This is a genomic window from Coleofasciculus sp. A1-SPW-01, from assembly GCF_040217205.1.
GTDB lineage: Bacteria > Cyanobacteriota > Cyanobacteriia > Cyanobacteriales > Coleofasciculaceae > Coleofasciculus > Coleofasciculus chthonoplastes_A.
Map to the genome: position 1 here is coordinate 1 of NZ_JAVJNP010000058.1, position 20,586 is coordinate 20,586.

Genomic DNA, 20,586 nt, shown 5'->3' on the forward strand with positions numbered 1-20,586 from the left:
AGTAGCGAGCAAGATGCTTGATGTAGCGAGCAAGATGCTTGATGTAGCGAGCAAGATGCAAAGCCTGCGGCATGGCTTCGCTTAACGCACTACGGCAAGGATTTCGTCATTATTGACATTAAGGTTTAAATGCCGAACAGCTTACCCCTAAGAAAATATAGGTAGATACACCTGAAAACAACTGCCAACTCCTAACTTACTCCTCACCGTAATGTCTCCACCATGACGTTGGGCAATAGCTTTGGCGATCGCTAAACCTAACCCAGAACCCTCCTGGCGCTGAGTTCGGGCTCTATCGGCTCGCCACAGGCGATCGAAAATAAAGGGTAAATGTTCTGGAGCAATACCAATCCCTGTATCCTCGACACTGACAACCACCCAGGTTTCATCTGTACTCATCGACAGGGTAACTGTACCCCCGGATGAGGTGTATTGCAGAGCGTTTTCGAGCAGATTACAAAATACACGAAAAAGCTGAGAGGCATTTCCATTGACAAAAACGTCAGGTTGTAGTATTAGTTTCAGAGTCATATCTTGGGCTTCGGCGTTGGGTTCGAGACGTTCCTCAACATCTTCCAAAAGTTCGTCAAGGGGAATCACCGCCCATTCGCGGGTTGGTGCAGGGGTTGTCGCATCCGTTCGGGCTAGTAACAGGAGATCCTCCACCAAACGACTCATCTGGCTAGTCGCCGACGCGATCGCAGCCAACTTCTCCACATCCGCCGGATGAATCCGTTCTGGATGAGTCTGCATTACTTCCACTGACGCCTTAATCGCCGTCAGGGGGCTGCGTAACTCATGAGATGCATCGGCTGTAAACTGTTTAAGTTGCTGAAAACTATGCTCAATGGGCTTCATCGACTGCCGAGTCAGCCACATACCGCCCACTCCAATCAGTCCTAACGCCAGAACACCTGCTACACCTGATCCCCAACGTAACTGGGTGAGGACAGCTTCCACAGACTCCGTGGATTCACTGGCGCGGACATAACCTTCGAGTTGTCGTTGTCCTTGGCTGTAACTGTACGCGGGAATCGTTAAGGTACGAATCTGCCCTTGTTCCCCTGTCTGGAATCCTTCTTGCAGGGGAAAAGTGGGTGAAAGGGTGCCAGAGATCGCTAATCGTTGCTTATCCGCGCCAAACCACTCCACACCTTGATCCGGTTTACTCAGATTCTGCCAGGGAATGTCGAGATCACCATCTCCATCTAAAGGGCGATAAGCTGGTTGATCAACGGCATCTTTATCCTGCTTAATCGCCACTAAACTATGAGCCGCCGCTTGGGCTAAATTGAGCAGACGTTTATCTAATTGCTGATAGAGACTATGGGCAAAAAATTCATAGACCACACCATTGGATATTACCCGAATTGCCACCATAACAATCAGATAAGAACCCAATAGACGCCAGCGCAAGGATTTAAACTGGGGGCTGACAGAGTTTTGATGCTTTACTTCGGAAAGAGGGCAAGGTTTTGAGTGTGTAGGAGCGGGTTTAGGGATTTTCTTTTGGCTATTAAGGGTAACGTTTTGGCGAAACCAACTCTGACTGAGTTTTGGATTTTGACCTTTCGCTTTACTCCTAGGTAACCTGGTTTTGAACCCAAATTTGGGTAAAAATTTATACATTTTTTCGCTCTGACCCTACGTCTTTCCCTTGGCTCATGCAAGCTTCAGCCGATACCCGATACCATAAACAGTTTGAATCAAATCCGGTGGAGCGCCGGCTGCTCTCAGTTTCTTGCGTAAGTCTTTGATATGAACCTTAACCGCTTCTTCTCCGGGTGGATCATCCCATGACCAAAGCTGCTCTAAAATAGCGCTACGACTCTGCACACGACCATGACTTCGTAACAGTAATTCCAGCAAACCATATTCCTTGGGTGTCAGATGCAGGGGTTGTTCAGCATAAGTCACTTGACAGGTATTCGGATCGAGGCTCAGACGTTCCCATTCAAGCACCGGGGGTAGGCTAGAATTACCTCGACGCAGTAATGCCCGAATGCGAGCGGTTAATTCGGGTAAGTCAAAGGGTTTCACCACATAATCATCCGCACCCGCATCTAATCCGATCACCTTATCATTGCTGGTGTCTTTAGCCGTCAGCATCAGCACCGGGGTCATTTTACCGGAACGTCGCAAGCGTTGACAAAAGCTAATTCCATCGAGTTTAGGTAGCATTACATCCAGCAGGATGAGTTTATAGCTGAATGCTTCGACAAAATCCCACCCCGCTTCGCCATCGGTAGCCATATCAACAATATAATGTTGGTCTTGCAGAGTTTCCGCCAGCGCTTTAGCAATGCGCTGATCATCCTCAACCAGCAGAATCCTCATGATTGTTCACTGCTATTTACGGGTAGATAGTTTCTATATTAACTTTTCACTTTAGAAGGCTTCGGCTATGCTTTTCCCTGTACTGTATCCGCCATAAATTCGGCTGACGCGATCGCGATCGCACACCCTGTTCCCTCAAACTTAATATCTTCAATCTTATCCTCGGTTGGATTAAGCTGTATCGTTAGTTCAATCGTGTCACCACACATCGGGTTATGTCCGCGATGATATCCATCAACAGGATCGGTTTTGCCTCGATTTCGAGGGTTCTTTGAGTGTTCTAGAATAATTTGCTGGTTGAGTCGTTGAGTCTTTGAGTCTTTGAGTATACCCAATTTAAAGGCATGACCGCTTGCAGCAGTGCCGTTCCCCTACAGGTAATGACTGGTATGCTGGTGGGCAATGCCCACCCTACTTCTACTTCCTTTCCCAGAGGAATTTCCGGATTTATCCCTATCGGACAACCGTTGCTAAGATAAGAGAGATTGAACTGAACCCAAACAGAACCAGTCTGTACAATCACAACTGAAACCTTCTCTAGGGGCAGGTTTAGTCAAATCGGGGCGGAAAAAAATGATTATCGTGAAACCCACCCCTACATTCGGAAAAACTCCTTCATCCCCATGTACATAGCAACGGAAAAATGCTGGATGTGGCTTACCCACTAGGGCTAAAAAAAAATCCCTAGCCCAAATCAGTGAGCCAGGGAACGTCAATCAGGGTGCATCTACCATTCCACTCTTCTGGAATAGGCGGGGTTGATCCGGAACAATCCTGGATCAGTTCCTCAATTTGAGTTCAGTAGCATCCGCCGCCGAAAAATTCCAGGGTTCTCAACAAGGGTTAATGTCTCGCCCCTCATCCATAAGGTCAAAAGGTCTCATTGAATACATGACTCGCGTCTGAGTCCCTAAACTCTATAAGGAAACTTTCATAGAATTAAATCAATCTATATCTAAAGACACTATGAATGCGATAAATATTGTAAACCCAGTAAAAACCCTTGACATTCAGCAAACTTGACCAGGCAATAGCAGTGGCACAGGAATTCCATATCTCTGTGACCCCTTTGGGGGATGACCAGCATCTAGTGCGGATTGAACGAGTCGCACCCGGGGTGCCTTTGGCAGAAGAACAAGTGCGTTGGCCCATGGATGAGTGGTTAACGCAAGCGAGACAACTGATGAATGATCCCCTTCTGGGCTTGTTACAAGGGGGGGCTGGCGGTATGGATGAGTTGTTTTTCTTGCCTAACTCCGATCAGCAAGTGCGTCAATCCTGCCAAAACTTGGTGGCGCTGGGTCAGGAACTCTATAATGCTTTATTTCAAGGGAGCTTGCGTGATAGCTGGATGATGGCACAAGCGATCGCGCAAAATCAACGCACTGTATTACGACTACGCCTGGGACTCAAAGGAAATCGCTTACCCCGCTTACCCTGGGAAGTTCTCCATGCAGGCGATCGCCCTTTGGCAACGGGGACGGATGTCGCCTTCTCCCGGTATCAACTCAGCACCGGGTTGATGCGACCAATTCATTCTCTCCCCCCTCAACCTAATCCTGTCCTGAAAATTCTTATGGTCATTGCTGGACCGAGTGACCAAGAGAGTTTAGAACTGGCACAGGAAGCAGCACATCTACAAGAAGAACTCAAAAACCGTTCTCGCCAAGAACCCCCGGCGATTCAACTCACCATTCTCGAACAACCGGGACGAGAACAACTTACCCAAGCTTTAGAACAAGGTCAATATCAAGTCTTCCATTATGCGGGTCACAGTAGTCTGGGGGATTCTGGCGGTGATGTTTATTTAGTGAGTAATAAAACCGGATTAACGGAAACCTTAAACGGTAATGACTTAGCCGGATTGCTGGCAAATAACGGCGTGCAATTAGCCGTATTTAATTCCTGTCGTGGCGCTTATACAGCCACCTCAGACCCCTTAGACAATGGCAAAGAGCGCAATTTAGCCGAAGCCTTGGTCAAGCGAGGTATTCCTGGGGTTTTGGCAATGGCAGAGCGAATTCCTGATGAAGTGGCACTCACCCTGACTCGCCTCCTGTATCGGAATCTCAATCAAGGCTATCCGATTGATCTGAGTCTGAGTCGAGCGCGACAGGGGCTAATTTCTGCCTATGGCTCTAACCAATTATATTGGGCGCTGCCTGTACTTTACCTGCATCCCGAATTTGATGGATTCCTCACCAACGTGGACGATGACTATCACCATCGGGAAGAACGATTACAGTTATCGGAACCACCAGATATGCCATTAGTCTCTGATGAAAGTGACGCTGAACTATTCACACAACAGATGTTAAACAGAACGAGGTTAGAGGATGAGGATGAGTTCCTGCTAGAGGAGAAACCTCCCCTAGCTAAGTATGAGTATCAACCGAGGCAAAATTGGCTCGATGAGACGCCCTCAGAGGAGACGCCCTCAGAAGATGAGGGGGATGATCCGTCTAGCTTTATTAAGAATTTACTCGAACAACTGGATAGTGAGCCGGAGATCGAGGAACCTAAATTACCTCCCCTAGATCCGAACCATCCCTCACCACCAGCGCCTGAAGAAAAGAATCAGGACGTACCCAACCCGCCGCCTCAGCAATCCCCTGTTTCCTCAGCCGCGCCAGCACCAACGTCTGTGCCAAAAACAGCAAGGCTGTCATCTGAGGATACGGTTAAGTCTAAACCTTCGCCAGCGCAACCGACTCAAAAGGGATGGCGTTCCTGGCTGGTTGCGCCTAAACTGTGGATTGGATTGGGGGTTGGTGCAGTTGCGATCGCACTATTAAGTTTTGCCCTGGTTTGGAACCGTCAGCCGCAACCTGATACGTTAATTACATCGCCTGATTCTCCTGTGCCGAGTCTACCCCAACCCTCAGACTCAGATCAGATCAACTTAGCGCAAGCCGAAACCAGTCGCGTCACCGCTTTCGCGATCGAACAATTGGGTCAGGGAAATATCGAAGCCGGAACGGAAGCGGTTGAAGCTTTACTCAATAGAGGTGCATTGTCTCAAGCCGATGCAGCGTTAAAGGCTGTTTCTCCCTCCCAATTGGATAATCCAACCATCAGTTTTTTGAGAGGACGTCTGGCTTGGCAGTCGCTTCAAACTGGGGATACAGACTATAATATCAGCGATGTGCGACGGTATTGGGAAACAGCAGTTAAAGCCCAACCTGACTTGGCTAAATATCACAATGCCCTTGGCTTTGCCTACTACGCAGAAGGAGATTTCGAGCGAGCTAACAATGCTTGGTTAGATGCTCTCACCTTAATTGAACAAGAGCAAATCGATGCAGATGTGGCGGGAAATGGGGCGAAAAAAGAAGCGTTAACAGCGTATGCGGGATTAGCTTTAGGATTCTGGAAATCTGCTCAACCACAGCCAGCCGAAAAGCGCACCAATCTTTTAAATGAATCGTTGAAACTGCGGAAAAAAGTGCTCCAAGATGACCCTGTGAATTTCCAGCCTGACGCCCTGAGTCAGAATTGGCTTTGGTCTGAGCAGGCGATCCAAGATTGGCGATCGCTGTTAGGAGAAACCCAATAAAATCGGCATGGGTGGGTTCCCAAAATTCGATAAAATATGCTGTGGTAATACCTGTATGAATAGAGCAACTATTACTCTGCCTTCTCGGATAAAATTGAGTATCGATTTAACCGATGATCAGTTCTTTGAGCTGTGTCAGAGAAACCGAGATTACCGATTTGAGCGGACAACATCAGGGGAATTACTAATCATGTCACCAACGGGTAGTGAAACGGGAAATCGCAATATTGAACTTGCCTATCAACTCCAAGCTTGGAGCCGTAAGAATAATTTAGGGATTGCCTTTGATTCATCGAGTGGCTTCAAACTTCCCAATGGTGCCGAGCGTTCCCCTGATGTCTCTTGGATACGCCGGGAACGATGGGAAGCGTTAACTCCGACACAACAAAAGAAATTTGCCCCGATTTGTCCAGATTTGGTCGTGGAATTGCGTTCGGAAACCGATTCGCTGAAAGAACTACAAGAAAAAATGAGAGAATATAGGGATAACGGGGCAAAATTGGGATGGTTAATTGACCGTAAAAATAAGCGAGTTGAGATTTATCGTCCAGGAGAGGATGTAGAAATTCTCAACTCTCCGGCTACTCTGTCAGGAGAAGATGTGTTGCCGGGATTTGTGTTGAATTTAAAGGGAATTATGTAGTAGAGACGTTCCGGTGGAACGTCTCCAGACTCCAGACAGTTTGTTTGTCTTCCCATATCGCCTTAATCTATTAGAGGAAAGGTATCAAGGGAAAATAGTAACCATGGCAAAAGTAATCGTGATTACAGGTGTCAGCCGGGGTTTAGGTCGAGCAATGACTGAGGGATTTATCGCTCAAGGACATACAGTTTTGGGTTGCGCTCGAAACGAGGCAGCAATCAAGGATCTCAATCAAGCCTTTGGTTCTCCCCATAATTTTACCGTGGTCGATATTGCCGATGAAGATCAGGTGATGGCTTGGGCAAAACTTCTCCTCAACGAGTACAGTCCGCCCGATTTACTCATTAATAATGCGGCAATTATTAATAACCTCGCCCCGTTGTGGGAAATTCCCAGCCAAGATTTTTCTGATCTGATTGATGTCAATATAAAGGGAGTCGCTAATGTGATTCGCTATTTTATCCCAGCCATGATTGACCGAGGCAGTGGTATTATTGTCAATCTGAGTTCGGGTTGGGGACGCTCAACCTCACCCCAAGTCTCCTCCTACTGTACCTCTAAATGGGCAATTGAAGGCATGACGCGATCGCTAGCTCAAGAATTACCCAAAGGAATGGCGGCGATTCCCCTAAGTCCCGGTATTATCCATACTGAGATGCTGGAAGTTTGCTATGGCGAAGCGGCGGCGTCTTATACGGCTATCCAAGATTGGAAGAAAAAAGCAGTTCCCTTCTTGCTGCAATTGACTCCTGCCGATAATGGTCAACCCTTAACTGTCCCCGCATGATATAATCAGAGATTCGACTCTGCGTTTGAGGCGAGACGGCAATTATCTCGCTTCAGCCTAAAAACAGCAGGTAGAGGAGAAAAACGGGAGCTATACAAAGTTTCACAAATAAAGCCTTGGGAAACCTCGCCCAAATCAGCTAAAATCGACTAATCATGTCAAATATTTGATAGTACGACGAAAGCAAAAAGGCGAGATTTTCTTGACTTAGCTATGGGGAAATTACCATTCAAGGCAAAGTCCTGGACTCTAAACCAGGGTTTAGTACAGCATCAAGAATCAGGGAGGATTGAAAAGTAGTGGATAACGTTTATAAACGCCACTCTTATAAGGCAAATTTTGATCAAGCCGAACGCTACCACACCCATTGGGATGAATATTTAATTATTCCGATTTGGGAGAGAAAAACAGGGCGTTGGACAGTAACGTGGCTAGAATCAGAACAGTTGCTCGAACCGACCATTATTGATCCCTTTGGCGGTTTTGATTTCCCCACAGCTCAAGCCGCGATATCGGCGGCAAAATCTCTCATTGATCATTGTTCAGATGTGGCGGCTCGGAATGCTTTAGAAGATAGGCTGATAGAAATTTTAGAAGGAAAGGGATGATATAATATCCGGTTGAATACTTACATATTGGTGGAGACAAAGCAAAAGGCAGAAGGGAAGTAGGAAGTTTGCACTGGATTCGCATTACTTTTCTACTCGACTTTATTTACCAAGCCATAGGCTGACGACGGTTAAAAAAGCCACCCGTGGGTCCATCATCGGGTAAAGTTGCCAGCCATACAGGGGTATCAGCACCTTGCTCAATGTTTAGCGGTGCAGCTTCAGAACCCATATCCGTTTTCACCCAACCCGGACAAGCCGAATTGATTAAAATATTGGTTCCTCGCAACTCCTTGGCAAGCAAAGCTGTAACCGCATTGAGAGCTGTTTTAGATAGTCTGTAGGTAGGAGTGAGAATATCATAATAAGGCGAACTTGGATCACTCATTTCCGCAAAAGAACCAAGGGTACTAGACATATTGACAATGCGACCATAATTTGATTCTTTCATCAAAGGAATGCAAGCTTGACACATTAGAAAAGCGCCATAAAGATTTGTTTGCAGGGTTTGCGAGAACGTATCAAAATCTACATCCAATACAGACGTTTTTCTATCGAGTAGCACCCCGGCATTGTTGACGAGGATATGCAGTTCGCCAAGTTCTTGTTTAAGCGAACTAATGGCATTGTGGATACTTTCACGACTGTTCATATCCAAAAGACAGAAATCTACGTCTAATCCTTCTTGCTTAAGTTTGTCGCAGGCTTCCCGCCCCTTGTTGGCATCTCTCGCTCCAAGAATAACGCGGATGCCTTTTTGGGCGAGTTGTTTACTAATTTCAAACCCTAATCCTTTATTGGCACCTGTCACTAAGGCAATTTTACGAGTATGATCTTCCATATCCTTGGACTCAGAGGTTTTCAGCAACTACTATCTGGAGGTTCAAACTAATTGTACCTGGGATAGACGCCAAGACTCTGCCAAAGCTTTCAAGATTAAATGGGATTAGTTTATCGGTTAATTCCCCGGCTCATTGGGGTTAAAATTATCTACAGAACAGGAGCAGGCTATGGAAACGCGACCTTTAGGAACTTCCGATATCAAAATCACACCGATTATAATGGGCACCTGGCAGGCGGGTAAAACCCACTGGGTGGGGATTGAAGACGCGGAAACGATTAAAGCTATCCGAGCCGCTTTTGACGCGGGTATCACGACGGTGGATACCGCAGAAATCTATGGTAATGGGCATTCGGAGCAGATTGTTGCCCAGGCATTATCCGATGTGCGAGATCAGGTGGTTTATGCCTCCAAAGTGTGGGTGGGGAATCTAAAATACGATAAAGTTATCGAAGCCTGCGATCGCTCTCTGAAAAATCTTCAGACGGACTATATTGACTTATACCAAATTCATTGGTACCCCGGCTCATTTAATACTGAGGTAGTACCGCTTGAGGAGACAATGAGCGCCTTGAACAAACTGAAGGAACAGGGCAAAATTCGAGCAATTGGTGTGTCTAATTTTTCCCACGCTCAGTTAGAAGAAGCAGCTCAGTATGGGAAGATTGACAGCTTACAACCGCCTTATTCCTTGTTTTGGCGTAAAGTCGAGCAGGATGCCCAACCCTACTGCATTGAGAATAATATCTCAATCTTGGCATACTCATCCCTCGCCCAAGGATTGCTCACAGGTAAATTTGGACCCGATCATCAATTAAGAGAAGGCGATCATCGTGCCAAAAATCGTCTGTTTCAAGGAGACAACTATAAACGAGCGCAGCAAGCTTTAGATAAACTGCGCCCAATTGCCGAACGTCATAATTGTAGTCTGGCTCAATTATCCTTAGCTTGGTTAATTGCCCAACCGCAAACGAATGCGATCGCGGGAGCGCGTCATGAGGGACAATCCTCTAGTAATGCTAAGGCGGCTGAGGTGAAGTTATCTCAAGAAGAACTGCAAGAAATTGACGCGATCGGACGTATTGTTACTGATCCCCTGGACGATAATCCCGTGATGTGGGATTGGAATTCATAACAGACCAATAATTAGGGCTTGCTGTACAAACTGGAAACCCTTATCAATCAAGGCTCAGCAAGCCCTACTTAGTGCAAGTCTCTTGTCCGCCATCTGTGTCAACTTAAGCTACAGCTCCCGGAGCTATGTAGAGGCGTTCCATGGTGCGTCTTCACCCTTCTTCGTTCACGGAATGCGGATCTGTAGGGGCGTGTTTTACCACTATCGTTTCTGAGCCAGCCCCGATTTGACTAAACCCGCTCCAATTTAACTTTCTAAGAAATAACATAACCTGTTTTACGTTTAATATAATCTAGAATCTTCTGATAACTCTCTGGATCAGTTTGCTCATTAATAATAATCGGAATTGAACTATCGGGTAACCAAAAGGTTAACTTGCCACTCGCCGCGTGAGAAAAGCTACTGATGCGGTTTAGATCAATTACATAATCACTGCGCTCATATCTAACTTGAATCCAAGATCCAGCTAGGGAATGAGCACAGACTTGTTTAATATACTCCAAAACTTGATGATACCCCTCTGGATCACCTTGCTGATTAATGATAATCTGGTGGGCACTATTCGGCAACCAGAAGATAATTTTGCCGTTGGGAGCGCAGGCAAACGCACTGATGCGATCTAAGTCAATCACATAATCACTGCGTTCATAATCAATTTGTATCCAGTACGCCACAAAACCTCCTCAAGCTATTGCGAGCTTTGAGTTATGAGTTGTGGATAATTTGGGTAAACTCATAACTCAAAATTCAAATCTCTAGGTCACGATACCTGCACTGGGGATTGCTGGATAATGGAAGCATTGGTTGGAGAAATTGCATCTTCACTCTGGCATTGCTCGATCGCAGCTTGCACAAATCCTTTAAACAAGGGGTGGGGCGTACTCGGTCGAGAGCTAAACTCTGGGTGAAACTGAGTCGCCAGGAAAAATGGATGATCGGGGTATTCAATGATTTCCACTAAGCGACCATCGGGGGATGTGCCACTAATCATATAACCTGTGTCTAAAAGCAGGTTACGATAGGCATTATTAAATTCATAGCGATGTCGGTGACGTTCATAAATCACCTCCTCCTCATAGAGTGAAGCAGCTAAGGTATTGGGCAGAATCCGACAAGGACACATCCCTAAGCGCATCGTACCCCCTAAGTCCACAACATCCTGCTGTTCGGGCAACAAGTTAATCACGGGATTCCGAGCATTGGGTACAAACTCAGCACTATGAGCATCCTCAAGCAGGGCAATATTTTGCGCCCACTCAATCACAGAACACTGCATTCCCAAGCATAAACCCAGGAAAGGAATTTTTTGGGTACGGGCATATTCAATTGCTGCTACTTTGCCATCGACGCCTCGGATACCAAAGCCTCCCGGAACAATGATCGCGTTGGCTCCCGCTAAAAACTTTTCCGCACCCTCGGTTTCAATATCTTCCGAACTTACCCAACGGATGTTGAATTCGCTCCCTAATGCGATCGCGGCGTGGCGCAATCCTTCGACAACGGATAAATAAGCATCACTCAACCGAATATACTTACCGACAATGGCAATTTCTACCTGATGGATGGGGCGATGCATACGTTCCACCAAGGTTTGCCACTGGCTTAAATCAGGTTCCCGTTGGGGGAGTTGTAATAAATCTAAGCTTTGGTTTGCCAGTCCTTCTTGTTCTAGAATCAGGGGGACTTCATAGATGCTATTGGCATCGGGAGAGGTAATCACGGATTCTACAGGCACATCGCAGAACTCCGAGAGTTTCTCTTTAATCCCTGGTTGCAGGGGGCGATCGCACCGACAAACTAAAATATCCGGTTGAATCCCAATCGAACGCAGTTCTTTCACCGAATGCTGAGTCGGCTTGGTTTTCATTTCACCGGCTGACGGAATCCAGGGTAGCAGGGTGACGTGCATATACAGCACATTATTGCGCCCCACATCCTTACGGAATTGACGAATCGCTTCCAAAAATGGTAAGGATTCAATATCCCCGACGGTTCCCCCAATTTCGGTAATTACCACATCCGGATTGGTATTTTTTGCCACCCGATGAATCCGTTCTTTAATCTCATTGGTAATATGGGGAATCACCTGAACCGTTCCCCCCATGTAGTCGCCGCGACGCTCTTTATTCAGAACCGCCTGATAGATTGATCCGGTGGTGACACTATTGAGGCGGGACATCAGCGTATCCGTAAACCGCTCATAATGTCCCAAGTCTAAATCCGTCTCCGCCCCATCTGCTGTGACAAAGACTTCCCCATGTTGAAAGGGACTCATAGTTCCTGGATCGACGTTAATATAGGGGTCTAGCTTAAGAATCGACACCGAATAGTCCCGTGATTTGAGCAATCGTCCTAAGCTAGCAGCAACGATACCCTTACCGATGCTAGATACAACCCCACCTGTTACAAAGACAAATTTAGCCATAGAATTTTTAAGTACGCCAGACTTTTCAAGATGCACCCCGTTAATTGTGCCACAGTCTTTTCAGATTGTTGGGAGTCGGGCTGGAGTGTGACGCCCTCAATCACTGATAAGAGTAATCTTCCCCTGACCGGTTATTGAAATTGCCATCACCCTGTACACCCAAACCAATGAAACTCGCTTCTCCTAATTTCAGACGCCACAAGTCACGCTGAGAACATCCTTTCTCCATTTTCTATGCACAACTCGTCTACGCTCTGCCCGATTAGTTTTTGGGATTCTTTTATCCTTTACGTTGAACATCCGCTCTCGTCTGGAATGTCCACCCCGAAAGCCTGACGCTTTTTTCGTCCTGCTTTTCTCCCCAAGCCCGATGAACTATACCTGACAATGCCCCTAGCCCCTCTCCCACTCAACGCTCATCCCTCTTCCCAAGCTAGACGACTTGCGATCGCTTCCGACTGGCAAGGTAACAAATTATCCGCATACCTTTACAAAAGTTGATGTTTCGTTATCTAATATATATAGTCACTGTACTCAACATAGCCCTAAACTCACTGCACAAGGAGAGCCTCTTCATCTCTACTTTATAAATCAGCTCTCAAATTTTACAGCTTCTTTACCAAAAATAGGGCGATTTTCCGTATACTCAACCTAAATATAGGGTGTTGTTTAGGTTGTTTATGAAAAAAGCTACTTTATTCTTCAAAGCTGCACTTCTAGGAACCACTTGTTTTCTAGTCTATGAATCGCCCCTACAGGCAGCTACCTTTTCAGACACTTCACCGTTTCATTTCACCACAGTCGTCAACAACGGTGATAACATTCCTGGCACTAATCGGTTATTTAACAGCTATAATCAACCCTCAGTCAATAGCAGTGGTCTTGTTGTCTTTCGTGCTCGCAGTCGAGGTGGACAAGGTGGGCAACCGAGTACTGGCATCTTTAGCCGTGATCTGCTCAATCTTGGTTCGATCGAAGCGATCGCAACACGGGGTTCTCTTGTACCTGAGCCGAACAACACCAGCGCCGAGTTTACCGAGTTTCCGTCTTTCCCGCGAATCGATATCGATTCTAGCATGACAGCGACCCGTGGACAATCTAACCCAGTATGGCAGGTTATCGATCCGGTCACGGGGGAAACAGTGACTCAGTTGGGGACTTCCGGAATTTACACCAATCCCATGGGAGAGCTGATCACGGGAGCTAGCCAGCTTGGTGAAGTGAGTGGATTTGACTACTTCAGCGTTCCAAGCAGTAGCCCCACTACGCGATTTGACCAGTTTCCTGGCGCACCTGCACCCACCGATGGCAGCACCATCGTCTTTAAGGGAAATTGGACGGATCAGGCAACAGGAGAAGGGAAGACGGGGGTTTATTTTCGGGATGTCTTGGCGAATGGTGGCACGAATTCCGTTGAGTTGATTGCCGATAGCAATACCGTTATCCCTGGTAACAATCCTACGGGCATTCTCTTTGGTTCAACAGCACCGCCGAGTGCCGCGAGGGGAAATGCTGTATTTCTCGGCGTTGATAATGAGGAATCGCCAACTTTGGGCGGTATCTATCAAGTATCGTTGCTTGAGCCGAGAACCCTTAATCCATTAGTGTCTCTTGGTGAAACTGCACCAGGTAGCAGTTTGCCCTTCACTCGATTGGGTGAGGCATTGTCCTTCGATGGAAATTATCTGGCATTTTGGGGAGCATTGGGTAGCGAGACGAAACCGATTACCCTATTTTGTCCGGAAGAGGGCAATCAAGCGCGGGTTGATTATTGCCAAAGCTTGTATCCCAATGGCTTTACCACTGAAGTCGCTGCTAACCAAGGTATTTTCCTCACGAATACCGAAACGCTAGAGACTCAGCTTATTGCCCAAACGGGTGAGGAAGGTTTCTCTGACTTTCTATTCTGGAATTTCTCCGGTCGTCCACCTGGGGTTGGTGAGGGTGAAGATGAGGAGGGTGACTTGGAACTGGCACGCTGGCGTTCCACAGCTTTTGTTACGGTTGATGGTTCGCAAATTGCTTTTAAAGGCAGCAAAGATTCCGGAATTGAAGGGATTTATGCTCTGTTGGGGCTAGATTCAGAGCTGTTAACTGTAGTGGATACCTCTATGCTCGGTGAGGTGTTAGATCCGGAAGCGACGGGTCTAACTATTTCTTCGGTTGGCATTGAGCGTGATGGCTATCGCGACGGCTGGTTGGCACTGACGGCTAGTATGGTAGGGGATGCGGAAGAAGATTCTTGGGCAGGAATTTATGTGACTCGCACAGCTACTGTTCCAGAACCCTCGTTTTCTCTATTGACAGGTGCGATCGTGTTCGCATTGGGTCTAAAATGCAAGCGCAAAAGTCGTCCTTGATAATCAATAATAGACTGGTTGAACTTAAACCCATTTAGGTTAAACGCCATGGTACAGTGGGAATCATTAAGACTCTAAACCAGCCAATGTACAGCCGATTTTCGGTACTCGTAATCCAGTAGCAAGACCCACAGGCAATAGTCTGTGGGTCTTGCTACTGGGGTTGTCATTGAGTAAATAACTCCTTAAAGATAAATGCCGTAATTTGCGGAAAACAAGCAGTAAGGGTGCTTTTTCCCGTAGAATTTATTAATAGCAGTATAGATAAATATTACGAAGATTAAGAGAACAATGGCAAAATTTTATTCAGAACTTCCCAACCATTTACAAACCTTCATCAAAGAACAATACATTTTCTTTACAGCCACAGCACCTCGACAGGGGCGGATTAATCTATCTCCCAAAGGGATGGACACGTTGCGCTGTCTTGATCCGAAAACCGTCGCTTATCTGGATTTAACAGGTAGTGGCAATGAAACGGCGGCTCATTTGCAGGACGATGGTAGACTAACGATCATGTTTTGCAGTTTTACCGATAAACCTCTAATATTACGCCTTTACGGTCAAGGGCGGGTAATTCGCCCCACTGATCCAGAATGGGAAACCTTTTATACCTACTTTAATCCCCTGCCAGGACAACGGCAAATTATCGTTTTGGGTATTGAATCAGCGCAAACCTCTTGTGGCTATGGTGTTCCCCTATATGAATTTATGGGTGAAAGAGAAACCCTGGTTGAATGGGCAGATAACAAGGGAGAACAGGGAATTTATGAATATTGGCAGGCGAAAAATATCCAAAGCATTGATGGATTACCCACTCATCTTTTATCCGATTGAAAAAGTAGGCAGGGTGTAGGGGCGGGTTTCACTACTATCGTTTTTTGCCCACCCTAATGTCACTAAACCCGCCCTGTCTAAATGACGAATGACGAATGACGAATGACGAATGACGAATGACGAATGACGAATGACGAATGACGAATGACGAATGACGAATGACGAATGACGAATGACGAATGACGAATGACGAATGACGAATGACGAATGACGAATAATAAATGAAAACCATCCTAGGATTGTCTGTATTAGCATCAGTCATGGCATCTCCAGCTTTGGCGGAACAGCCTCTTTTCCTGACGTATCCGTCTGACAATCATCAAACTACTGCGGAACAAATTTTCTTAATTGGAACAGCACCACCAGCAGAAGACGTGCGGGTCAATGGTCAAGTTATCCCCCGCAGTCCGGCTGGACATTTTGCGCCGAGTTTCCCCTTAAAATTGGGCAAAAATCGCTTTACTCTGCGCTATCAAAATCAGACCATTCAGATTAATGTAACTCGCATTGACCCGACGCCAAACGTGCCAACTGAGTTAAGTTTTGCCCAGGATTACCTCACCCCAAACGTGGATATTGCCAGATTACCTGGAGAACTAATCTGTTTTCGTGCGATCGCGCCGCCAAATGCTACGGTAACAGTGAACCTGGCAAATCAAACCATTCCGTTAATGGCTCAATCCCAGGATATCCAGTTACCGCCCAATTCCGCCGGATTAATTGACCAAAATCAGGCTGGTGTTCAATCGACGACGGGTGATTATCAGGGCTGTGCAACCGCAGAAATTGCGGCAAATTTAGGACAACCAAACTATCAATTAACCTTGAATGGGAAAACCATAAGTCAAGCTGCACCTGGACAGATTTCCATTCTCAACCCTGTTGAATTAGAGGTGGCTGAGGTGATTGTTGATGCAGGTGTAGCCCGAACCGGACCTAGTACCACCTATTCTCGCCTTACCCCCTTACCCAAAGGCGTCAGGGCGACGGTGACAGGGCGTGAAGGTGAATGGGTACGTTTAGATTATGGGGCGTGGATTAAAGCCGAAGAAGTGCGTATTGTTCCGAATACGGTTCCGCCAACCGCCGTGATTCGCAGTATCCGCGCCCGTCAGATTCCTGGGGCGACAGAAGTGGTGTTTCCGTTAAATACACCTGTACCTGTGACGGTTCAGCAAGGCGATCGCACGTTTACTTTAACGCTGCATAATACAACCGCCCAAACGGATGTGATTCGCTTGGATGATGACCCCCTGATTAAACGCCTAGATTGGCAACAAGTTACACCAACTCAGGTCAACTATACATTTAACTTGAAATCTGATCAACAATGGGGGTATGACCTGAGATATGACCAAACTAATCTGATTCTTACCTTACGTCATCCGCCAACTGTTCGCACTCAAAACGTAGAACTCAATCCTGAAAATGCTTTACAACCGTTAAAGGGAATTAAAATTCTTCTTGATCCGGGACATGGGGGGGCAGAATTAGGGGCGAGGGGACCAACAGGTTATCCGGAAAAAGATGTGAATTTAATTGTGTCGAAGTTACTGCGCGAACAACTTCAGAAAAAGGGTGCAACAGTTTATATGACACGGGAAACCGATCAGGCGGTGTCATTGGGCGATCGTGTAACCATGATTAACCAAGTTAAACCTGCGATCGCACTTTCGATTCATTACAACGCCCTCCCGGATGCAGGTGATGCGATAAATACCAAAGGGGTTGGTATGTTTTGGTATCATCCTCAGGCGCATAATTTAGCCATATTTTTGCAGGATTATCTCGTGAATCAGTTAGATCGTCCGGCTTATGGAGTGTTTTGGAATAATCTAGCACTGACTCGTCCTCATACCGCACCATCGGTGTTATTAGAACTGGGATTTATGATTAATCCAGAGGAATTTGAGTGGATTACGAATCCGCAACAACAACAGAGATTAGCGAGTGCGATCGCGGATGGGGTGACAGAATGGTTCCAGAATTCTCAATAGAGCCAAACAGGGGGAATTATTTGATTGATCCGGATGCAAAGTATAATTCAAACCCAAGATTCTAGGTTTGGTTTTGAGATATTCCAGATAATCAAGAATTTGCGCCAGAATGGGTTCTGGAGTAGATTCGATCGCGATGAGCAATTGTTCTTTTGTGGTGGTCATAAGTTGGTGGTATAGGAAATACAGCTGCTAGTACAATAACGCAAAAGGCTCGCCAAGAGCAGAAGGCGACAATGCTGCATAGCGATACCATTGTTAGTTGCGCTGGATAGAACAGAGGAACGTGACGTATTGACAAAGAGTCAACAGTAATAATATAATAGTAAGATTAAATTATTCTAATCGAGCCGAACTCTCTGCCTGCTCAAGATAAATCGAATCAGTTTAGCTTTTAGACTGTTGTAGCTGTAATTGCGTTTTTTAACTAACAAAATGCTGGCATTAAAACGAAAAACATTGAGGGATAAACCGCCCAGAAAGCGTTATCGAGTGGGTGCAATTGTCCTGACGGGAGTTGTCTGTGCCTTCGCGGTGTGGTGGACTCCGGTGCGAGCCCAAGACGCTGAAGCGGAAGAAACCACCACGGAACAAGTGGAAACTCCCACAGAGGTAGATCCTAGCACGGCAACTACGACGGCAGATCCCACCATTCCCGTAGAGGAATTGAGACTGTTGGTTCAACCCCTTACCCTAGCCGAACTGGAAATTGAGGCAGCTGCTTGGCTAGTGCTGCTCAAAGAAAAAGCCAAAGAAATTAGCGCCGCTGAAATTGCCATAAAACGGCAAAATTTAGCCATTGGCAAACAGGAAGAAGCCGCCAATGCGTTAGACGAAGCCAAGACAGCCCTTGCCGAAGCCGAGGAAGCTCAAGCCAATGCCAATCCTGGCTCTCCAGAATACGAAGAAGCGGCGAAAAAGGTAGAAGCAGCCAAAGAAAACCTGAAAGTGGCTCAAGACGCCACCGAGGAAGCTGCCGAAACGAAACAGAAGATTGAAGAAGACGAAACCTCAAGCAGCGCCCTGAAAAAAGCCGAGGAAACCGGGGAACTGGAGGCGGCAAAACAAGCAGTTGAGGATGCCAAGAAAGCACGGGAGGAGATGGAAGCCGGCTCGTTGGGCTATGAAGCCACGACGGAAAACATTGATACCCTAGAAGCCGCGATCAAAGACGTTGAGGATGCCAAAGAAGCCCAAGAGGGTACGATTCCTGACTCACCGGAACATAAAGAAGCAACTCAGCAACTTGAAACCAGCCTAGAAGCACTCAAAAAAGCAAGGGAAGCCATTGAAGGAGTGGATGCCCCTGAAGAGCAATCCTCGGAAAATCTCGATGAACTGACAGCCACTCTGGAAAACACGGAAGTAGACGTTGACGGAGAGGAAAAAGTCGCTGGACCGCCGGAAGTCGCGGAGAGTCAAGGGGAACTTCAAGAACAACAACAGCAGCTTGAAGAGGCAGGCACACAACTTGAAGAGAATGCCGAAGCCGATTCGGAAGAGAAAAATCAACTGGTGATTGCGGTTACCGAACTTCAAGAGGAACGAACTGCAATTATTGATCGCTTTAGCGTTATCCTGGACGAATTGGAGAAAAAAGGCGGCGATCCTGAGTTTTACCGTAAATATATTCAAGCCGTTAGTGGTGTTGAACTTGACATAACCGACACCGAAGGTTTAGGGCTACGGCTGCTCAACTGGTTCTCATCTGAAGAAGGTGGCTTACGCTGGGTCAATAATACGGGCAAGTTTTTAGGTGTTTTTATCGGCGTCGCGATCGCGTCTCAGGTCCTCGGTATCATTGTTAACCAAGCTTTTTTGCGATTGAGCCATATATCCCAACTGTTACGTAACTTCGTGGTTATCGTGATCCAGCGCGGTGGTATCCTGGTTGCCTTCCTACTCGCTCTAACTGCACTTGAAGTCAGCCTCGGTCCAATCCTCGCCCTGCTTGGGGGGGTGAGTTTCGTACTCGCCTTCGCACTGCAAAGTAACCTAGGAAATTTGGCAAGTGGCTTGATGATTATGGCGTACAAGCCCTTCGATGTTGGCGATGAAGTCAAAATCGGTGATTTGTGGTGTTACGTTGATTCAATCACCCTTGCCAATACAAGACTTAAAGGCTTTGGCGCTCAAATTTATACGGTTCCCAACAACACGATTTGGAGCAGTACCATTGAAAACCTGACCACCCAGGATATTCGTAAGGGTGGATTGAGTCTTAATATTTCCTTGGAAACTAACCTGCGCTGGGTCAAGGAAATTTTGTTGGAGATTGGAAAGTCACACCCCTTGACTCTAGACAATCCACCGCCGTCCATTTTTCCTTATAAAGGTAGTGACTATTATGTGATTATGGGGTTTAACTTTTGGACGAAAACTGAGGACTTTTGGACAGCTTATGAAGAGATACTCTACACGGTTCAGGAACGCTTGGACAAAGAAGGGATCTCAATCATACCCCAGCAAGATATTCGCATCCACCATGCTGCCACTAATGGCAAAACGCCAGAATTAGTTTCGCAAATGCCTGTGGAATCCTTAGAAACTCAACTCTCTAAGCCTGGTACTAAGTCATTCTTTGACCCTGAGTCATTGTTGGATGCTGAACCCTCCCTTGGCGTTGATCCGGATGGTCCAGATTAGAACCTAGCTTTTAGGTTTTAGGTAGGGCTTTTCCACCGAAGAGACGTTCCATCGGAACGTCTCTACTAATTTTGTAGCTGTACTCACGCCTCTGGCTCAATTCGAGCGGCTCGTAACTGTGCGATCAAGGTTTGAACTCGAAGTCGTTCTTGTTCAGCCCGTTGCTGCTCTTGTTCAGCCCGAAGGCGTTCTTGTTCAGCTCGAAGTCGTTCTTGTTCAGCCCGAAGTCGTTCTTGTTCAACCAATTCTACCCCCCAGGGTACAAGTTGCCCAGATTCATCCCACCACCGCAACCAATACCCCTGACGGTTTCCCTTCCTTCCTTGCCACACACCTAAAAATAAACCCAGTGCTTCTACCCAATAGCGGTTCTGTTGTGGCGGCTGCAAGACATAATGTCCAGCATCATTGAGC

At 46.7% G+C, this 20,586-nt stretch carries 15 protein-coding genes and 2 pseudogenes; 9 read left to right on the forward strand and 8 right to left on the reverse strand.

The window, feature by feature from the left end; translation table 11 throughout:
• Positions 1-147: 147 nt before the first annotated feature.
• From RH949_RS09535 to sufU, 3 genes and pseudogenes are all read right to left on the reverse strand, one after another.
• A complete protein-coding gene (locus tag RH949_RS09535; RefSeq protein WP_446352693.1) occupies positions 148-1,416 on the reverse strand; it encodes a sensor histidine kinase in 1,269 nt (422 codons plus the stop codon).
• Positions 1,417-1,662: 246 nt separating this feature from the next.
• The gene (locus RH949_RS09540; protein WP_006099560.1) at positions 1,663-2,337 is read right to left on the reverse strand and encodes a response regulator transcription factor; all 675 of its coding nucleotides are present in this window, start codon (positions 2,335-2,337) and stop codon (positions 1,663-1,665) included.
• 71 nt (positions 2,338-2,408) lie between these two features.
• Positions 2,409-2,672: pseudogene (gene sufU / locus RH949_RS09545) on the reverse strand (Fe-S cluster assembly sulfur transfer protein SufU); the annotation flags it as partial.
• 668 nt (positions 2,673-3,340) lie between these two features.
• Between sufU and RH949_RS09550 the strand changes: the two are divergent.
• The 4 genes from RH949_RS09550 to RH949_RS09565 all read left to right on the forward strand — a co-directional run bounded on the left by RH949_RS09550 (position 3,341) and on the right by RH949_RS09565 (position 7,931).
• On the forward strand, positions 3,341-5,893 hold the full coding sequence (locus tag RH949_RS09550; protein WP_446352694.1) for a CHAT domain-containing protein: 2,553 nt from the start codon (positions 3,341-3,343) through the stop codon (positions 5,891-5,893).
• 55 nt (positions 5,894-5,948) lie between these two features.
• Positions 5,949-6,536, forward strand: a complete 588-nt coding sequence (locus tag RH949_RS09555; RefSeq protein WP_044205560.1) for a Uma2 family endonuclease — start codon at positions 5,949-5,951, stop codon at positions 6,534-6,536.
• 103 nt (positions 6,537-6,639) lie between these two features.
• Complete coding sequence (locus RH949_RS09560) at positions 6,640-7,323, forward strand: SDR family oxidoreductase (protein ID WP_446352695.1); 684 nt, start codon at positions 6,640-6,642, stop codon at positions 7,321-7,323.
• 299 nt (positions 7,324-7,622) lie between these two features.
• A complete protein-coding gene (locus RH949_RS09565; RefSeq protein ID WP_006099384.1) occupies positions 7,623-7,931 on the forward strand; it encodes a hypothetical protein in 309 nt (102 codons plus the stop codon).
• Between the two features lie 106 nt (positions 7,932-8,037).
• Here RH949_RS09565 and RH949_RS09570 read toward each other — a convergent pair whose 3' ends face one another.
• Positions 8,038-8,772: an SDR family oxidoreductase gene (locus RH949_RS09570; protein WP_446352696.1), complete on the reverse strand. Its 735-nt coding sequence runs from the start codon at positions 8,770-8,772 to the stop codon at positions 8,038-8,040.
• Positions 8,773-8,941: 169 nt separating this feature from the next.
• Here RH949_RS09570 and RH949_RS09575 point away from each other — a divergent pair, with 169 nt between their 5' ends.
• On the forward strand, positions 8,942-9,907 hold the full coding sequence (locus RH949_RS09575; RefSeq protein ID WP_446352697.1) for an aldo/keto reductase: 966 nt from the start codon (positions 8,942-8,944) through the stop codon (positions 9,905-9,907).
• 254 nt (positions 9,908-10,161) lie between these two features.
• Here RH949_RS09575 and RH949_RS09580 read toward each other — a convergent pair whose 3' ends face one another.
• Positions 10,162-10,581, reverse strand: coding sequence for a hypothetical protein (locus tag RH949_RS09580; protein WP_006099378.1), 420 nt, complete (start codon positions 10,579-10,581; stop codon positions 10,162-10,164).
• An 86-nt stretch (positions 10,582-10,667) separates the two neighbouring features.
• Positions 10,668-12,332, reverse strand: coding sequence for a CTP synthase (locus RH949_RS09585; RefSeq protein WP_006099539.1), 1,665 nt, complete (start codon positions 12,330-12,332; stop codon positions 10,668-10,670).
• Between the two features lie 680 nt (positions 12,333-13,012).
• Between RH949_RS09585 and RH949_RS09590 the strand changes: the two genes are divergently transcribed.
• The 3 genes from RH949_RS09590 to RH949_RS09600 all read left to right on the forward strand — a co-directional run bounded on the left by RH949_RS09590 (position 13,013) and on the right by RH949_RS09600 (position 17,526).
• A complete protein-coding gene (locus RH949_RS09590) occupies positions 13,013-14,692 on the forward strand; it encodes a DUF7453 family protein (RefSeq protein WP_446352698.1) in 1,680 nt (559 codons plus the stop codon).
• 291 nt (positions 14,693-14,983) lie between these two features.
• Positions 14,984-15,529 carry a pyridoxamine 5'-phosphate oxidase family protein gene (locus RH949_RS09595; protein ID WP_446352699.1) on the forward strand — a complete coding sequence of 182 codons (546 nt, stop codon included), beginning with the start codon at positions 14,984-14,986 and terminating at the stop codon, positions 15,527-15,529.
• A 221-nt stretch (positions 15,530-15,750) separates the two neighbouring features.
• Positions 15,751-17,526 (forward strand): N-acetylmuramoyl-L-alanine amidase, encoded by a 1,776-nt coding sequence (locus RH949_RS09600; RefSeq protein WP_446352700.1) that lies wholly within the window; start codon positions 15,751-15,753, stop codon positions 17,524-17,526.
• Here the strand turns inward: RH949_RS09600 and RH949_RS09605 are convergent.
• Positions 17,473-17,691 (reverse strand): hypothetical protein, encoded by a 219-nt coding sequence (locus tag RH949_RS09605; protein ID WP_446352701.1) that lies wholly within the window; start codon positions 17,689-17,691, stop codon positions 17,473-17,475. The two genes, RH949_RS09600 and RH949_RS09605, sit on opposite strands and share 54 nt — an antisense overlap.
• A gap of 270 nt (positions 17,692-17,961) precedes the next feature.
• Here RH949_RS09605 and RH949_RS09610 point away from each other — a divergent pair, with 270 nt between their 5' ends.
• Positions 17,962-20,172, forward strand: a complete 2,211-nt coding sequence (locus tag RH949_RS09610) for a mechanosensitive ion channel domain-containing protein (protein WP_446352702.1) — start codon at positions 17,962-17,964, stop codon at positions 20,170-20,172.
• Positions 20,173-20,255: 83 nt separating this feature from the next.
• Here RH949_RS09610 and RH949_RS09615 read toward each other — a convergent pair.
• Positions 20,256-20,586: pseudogene (locus tag RH949_RS09615) on the reverse strand (Uma2 family endonuclease); the annotation flags it as partial.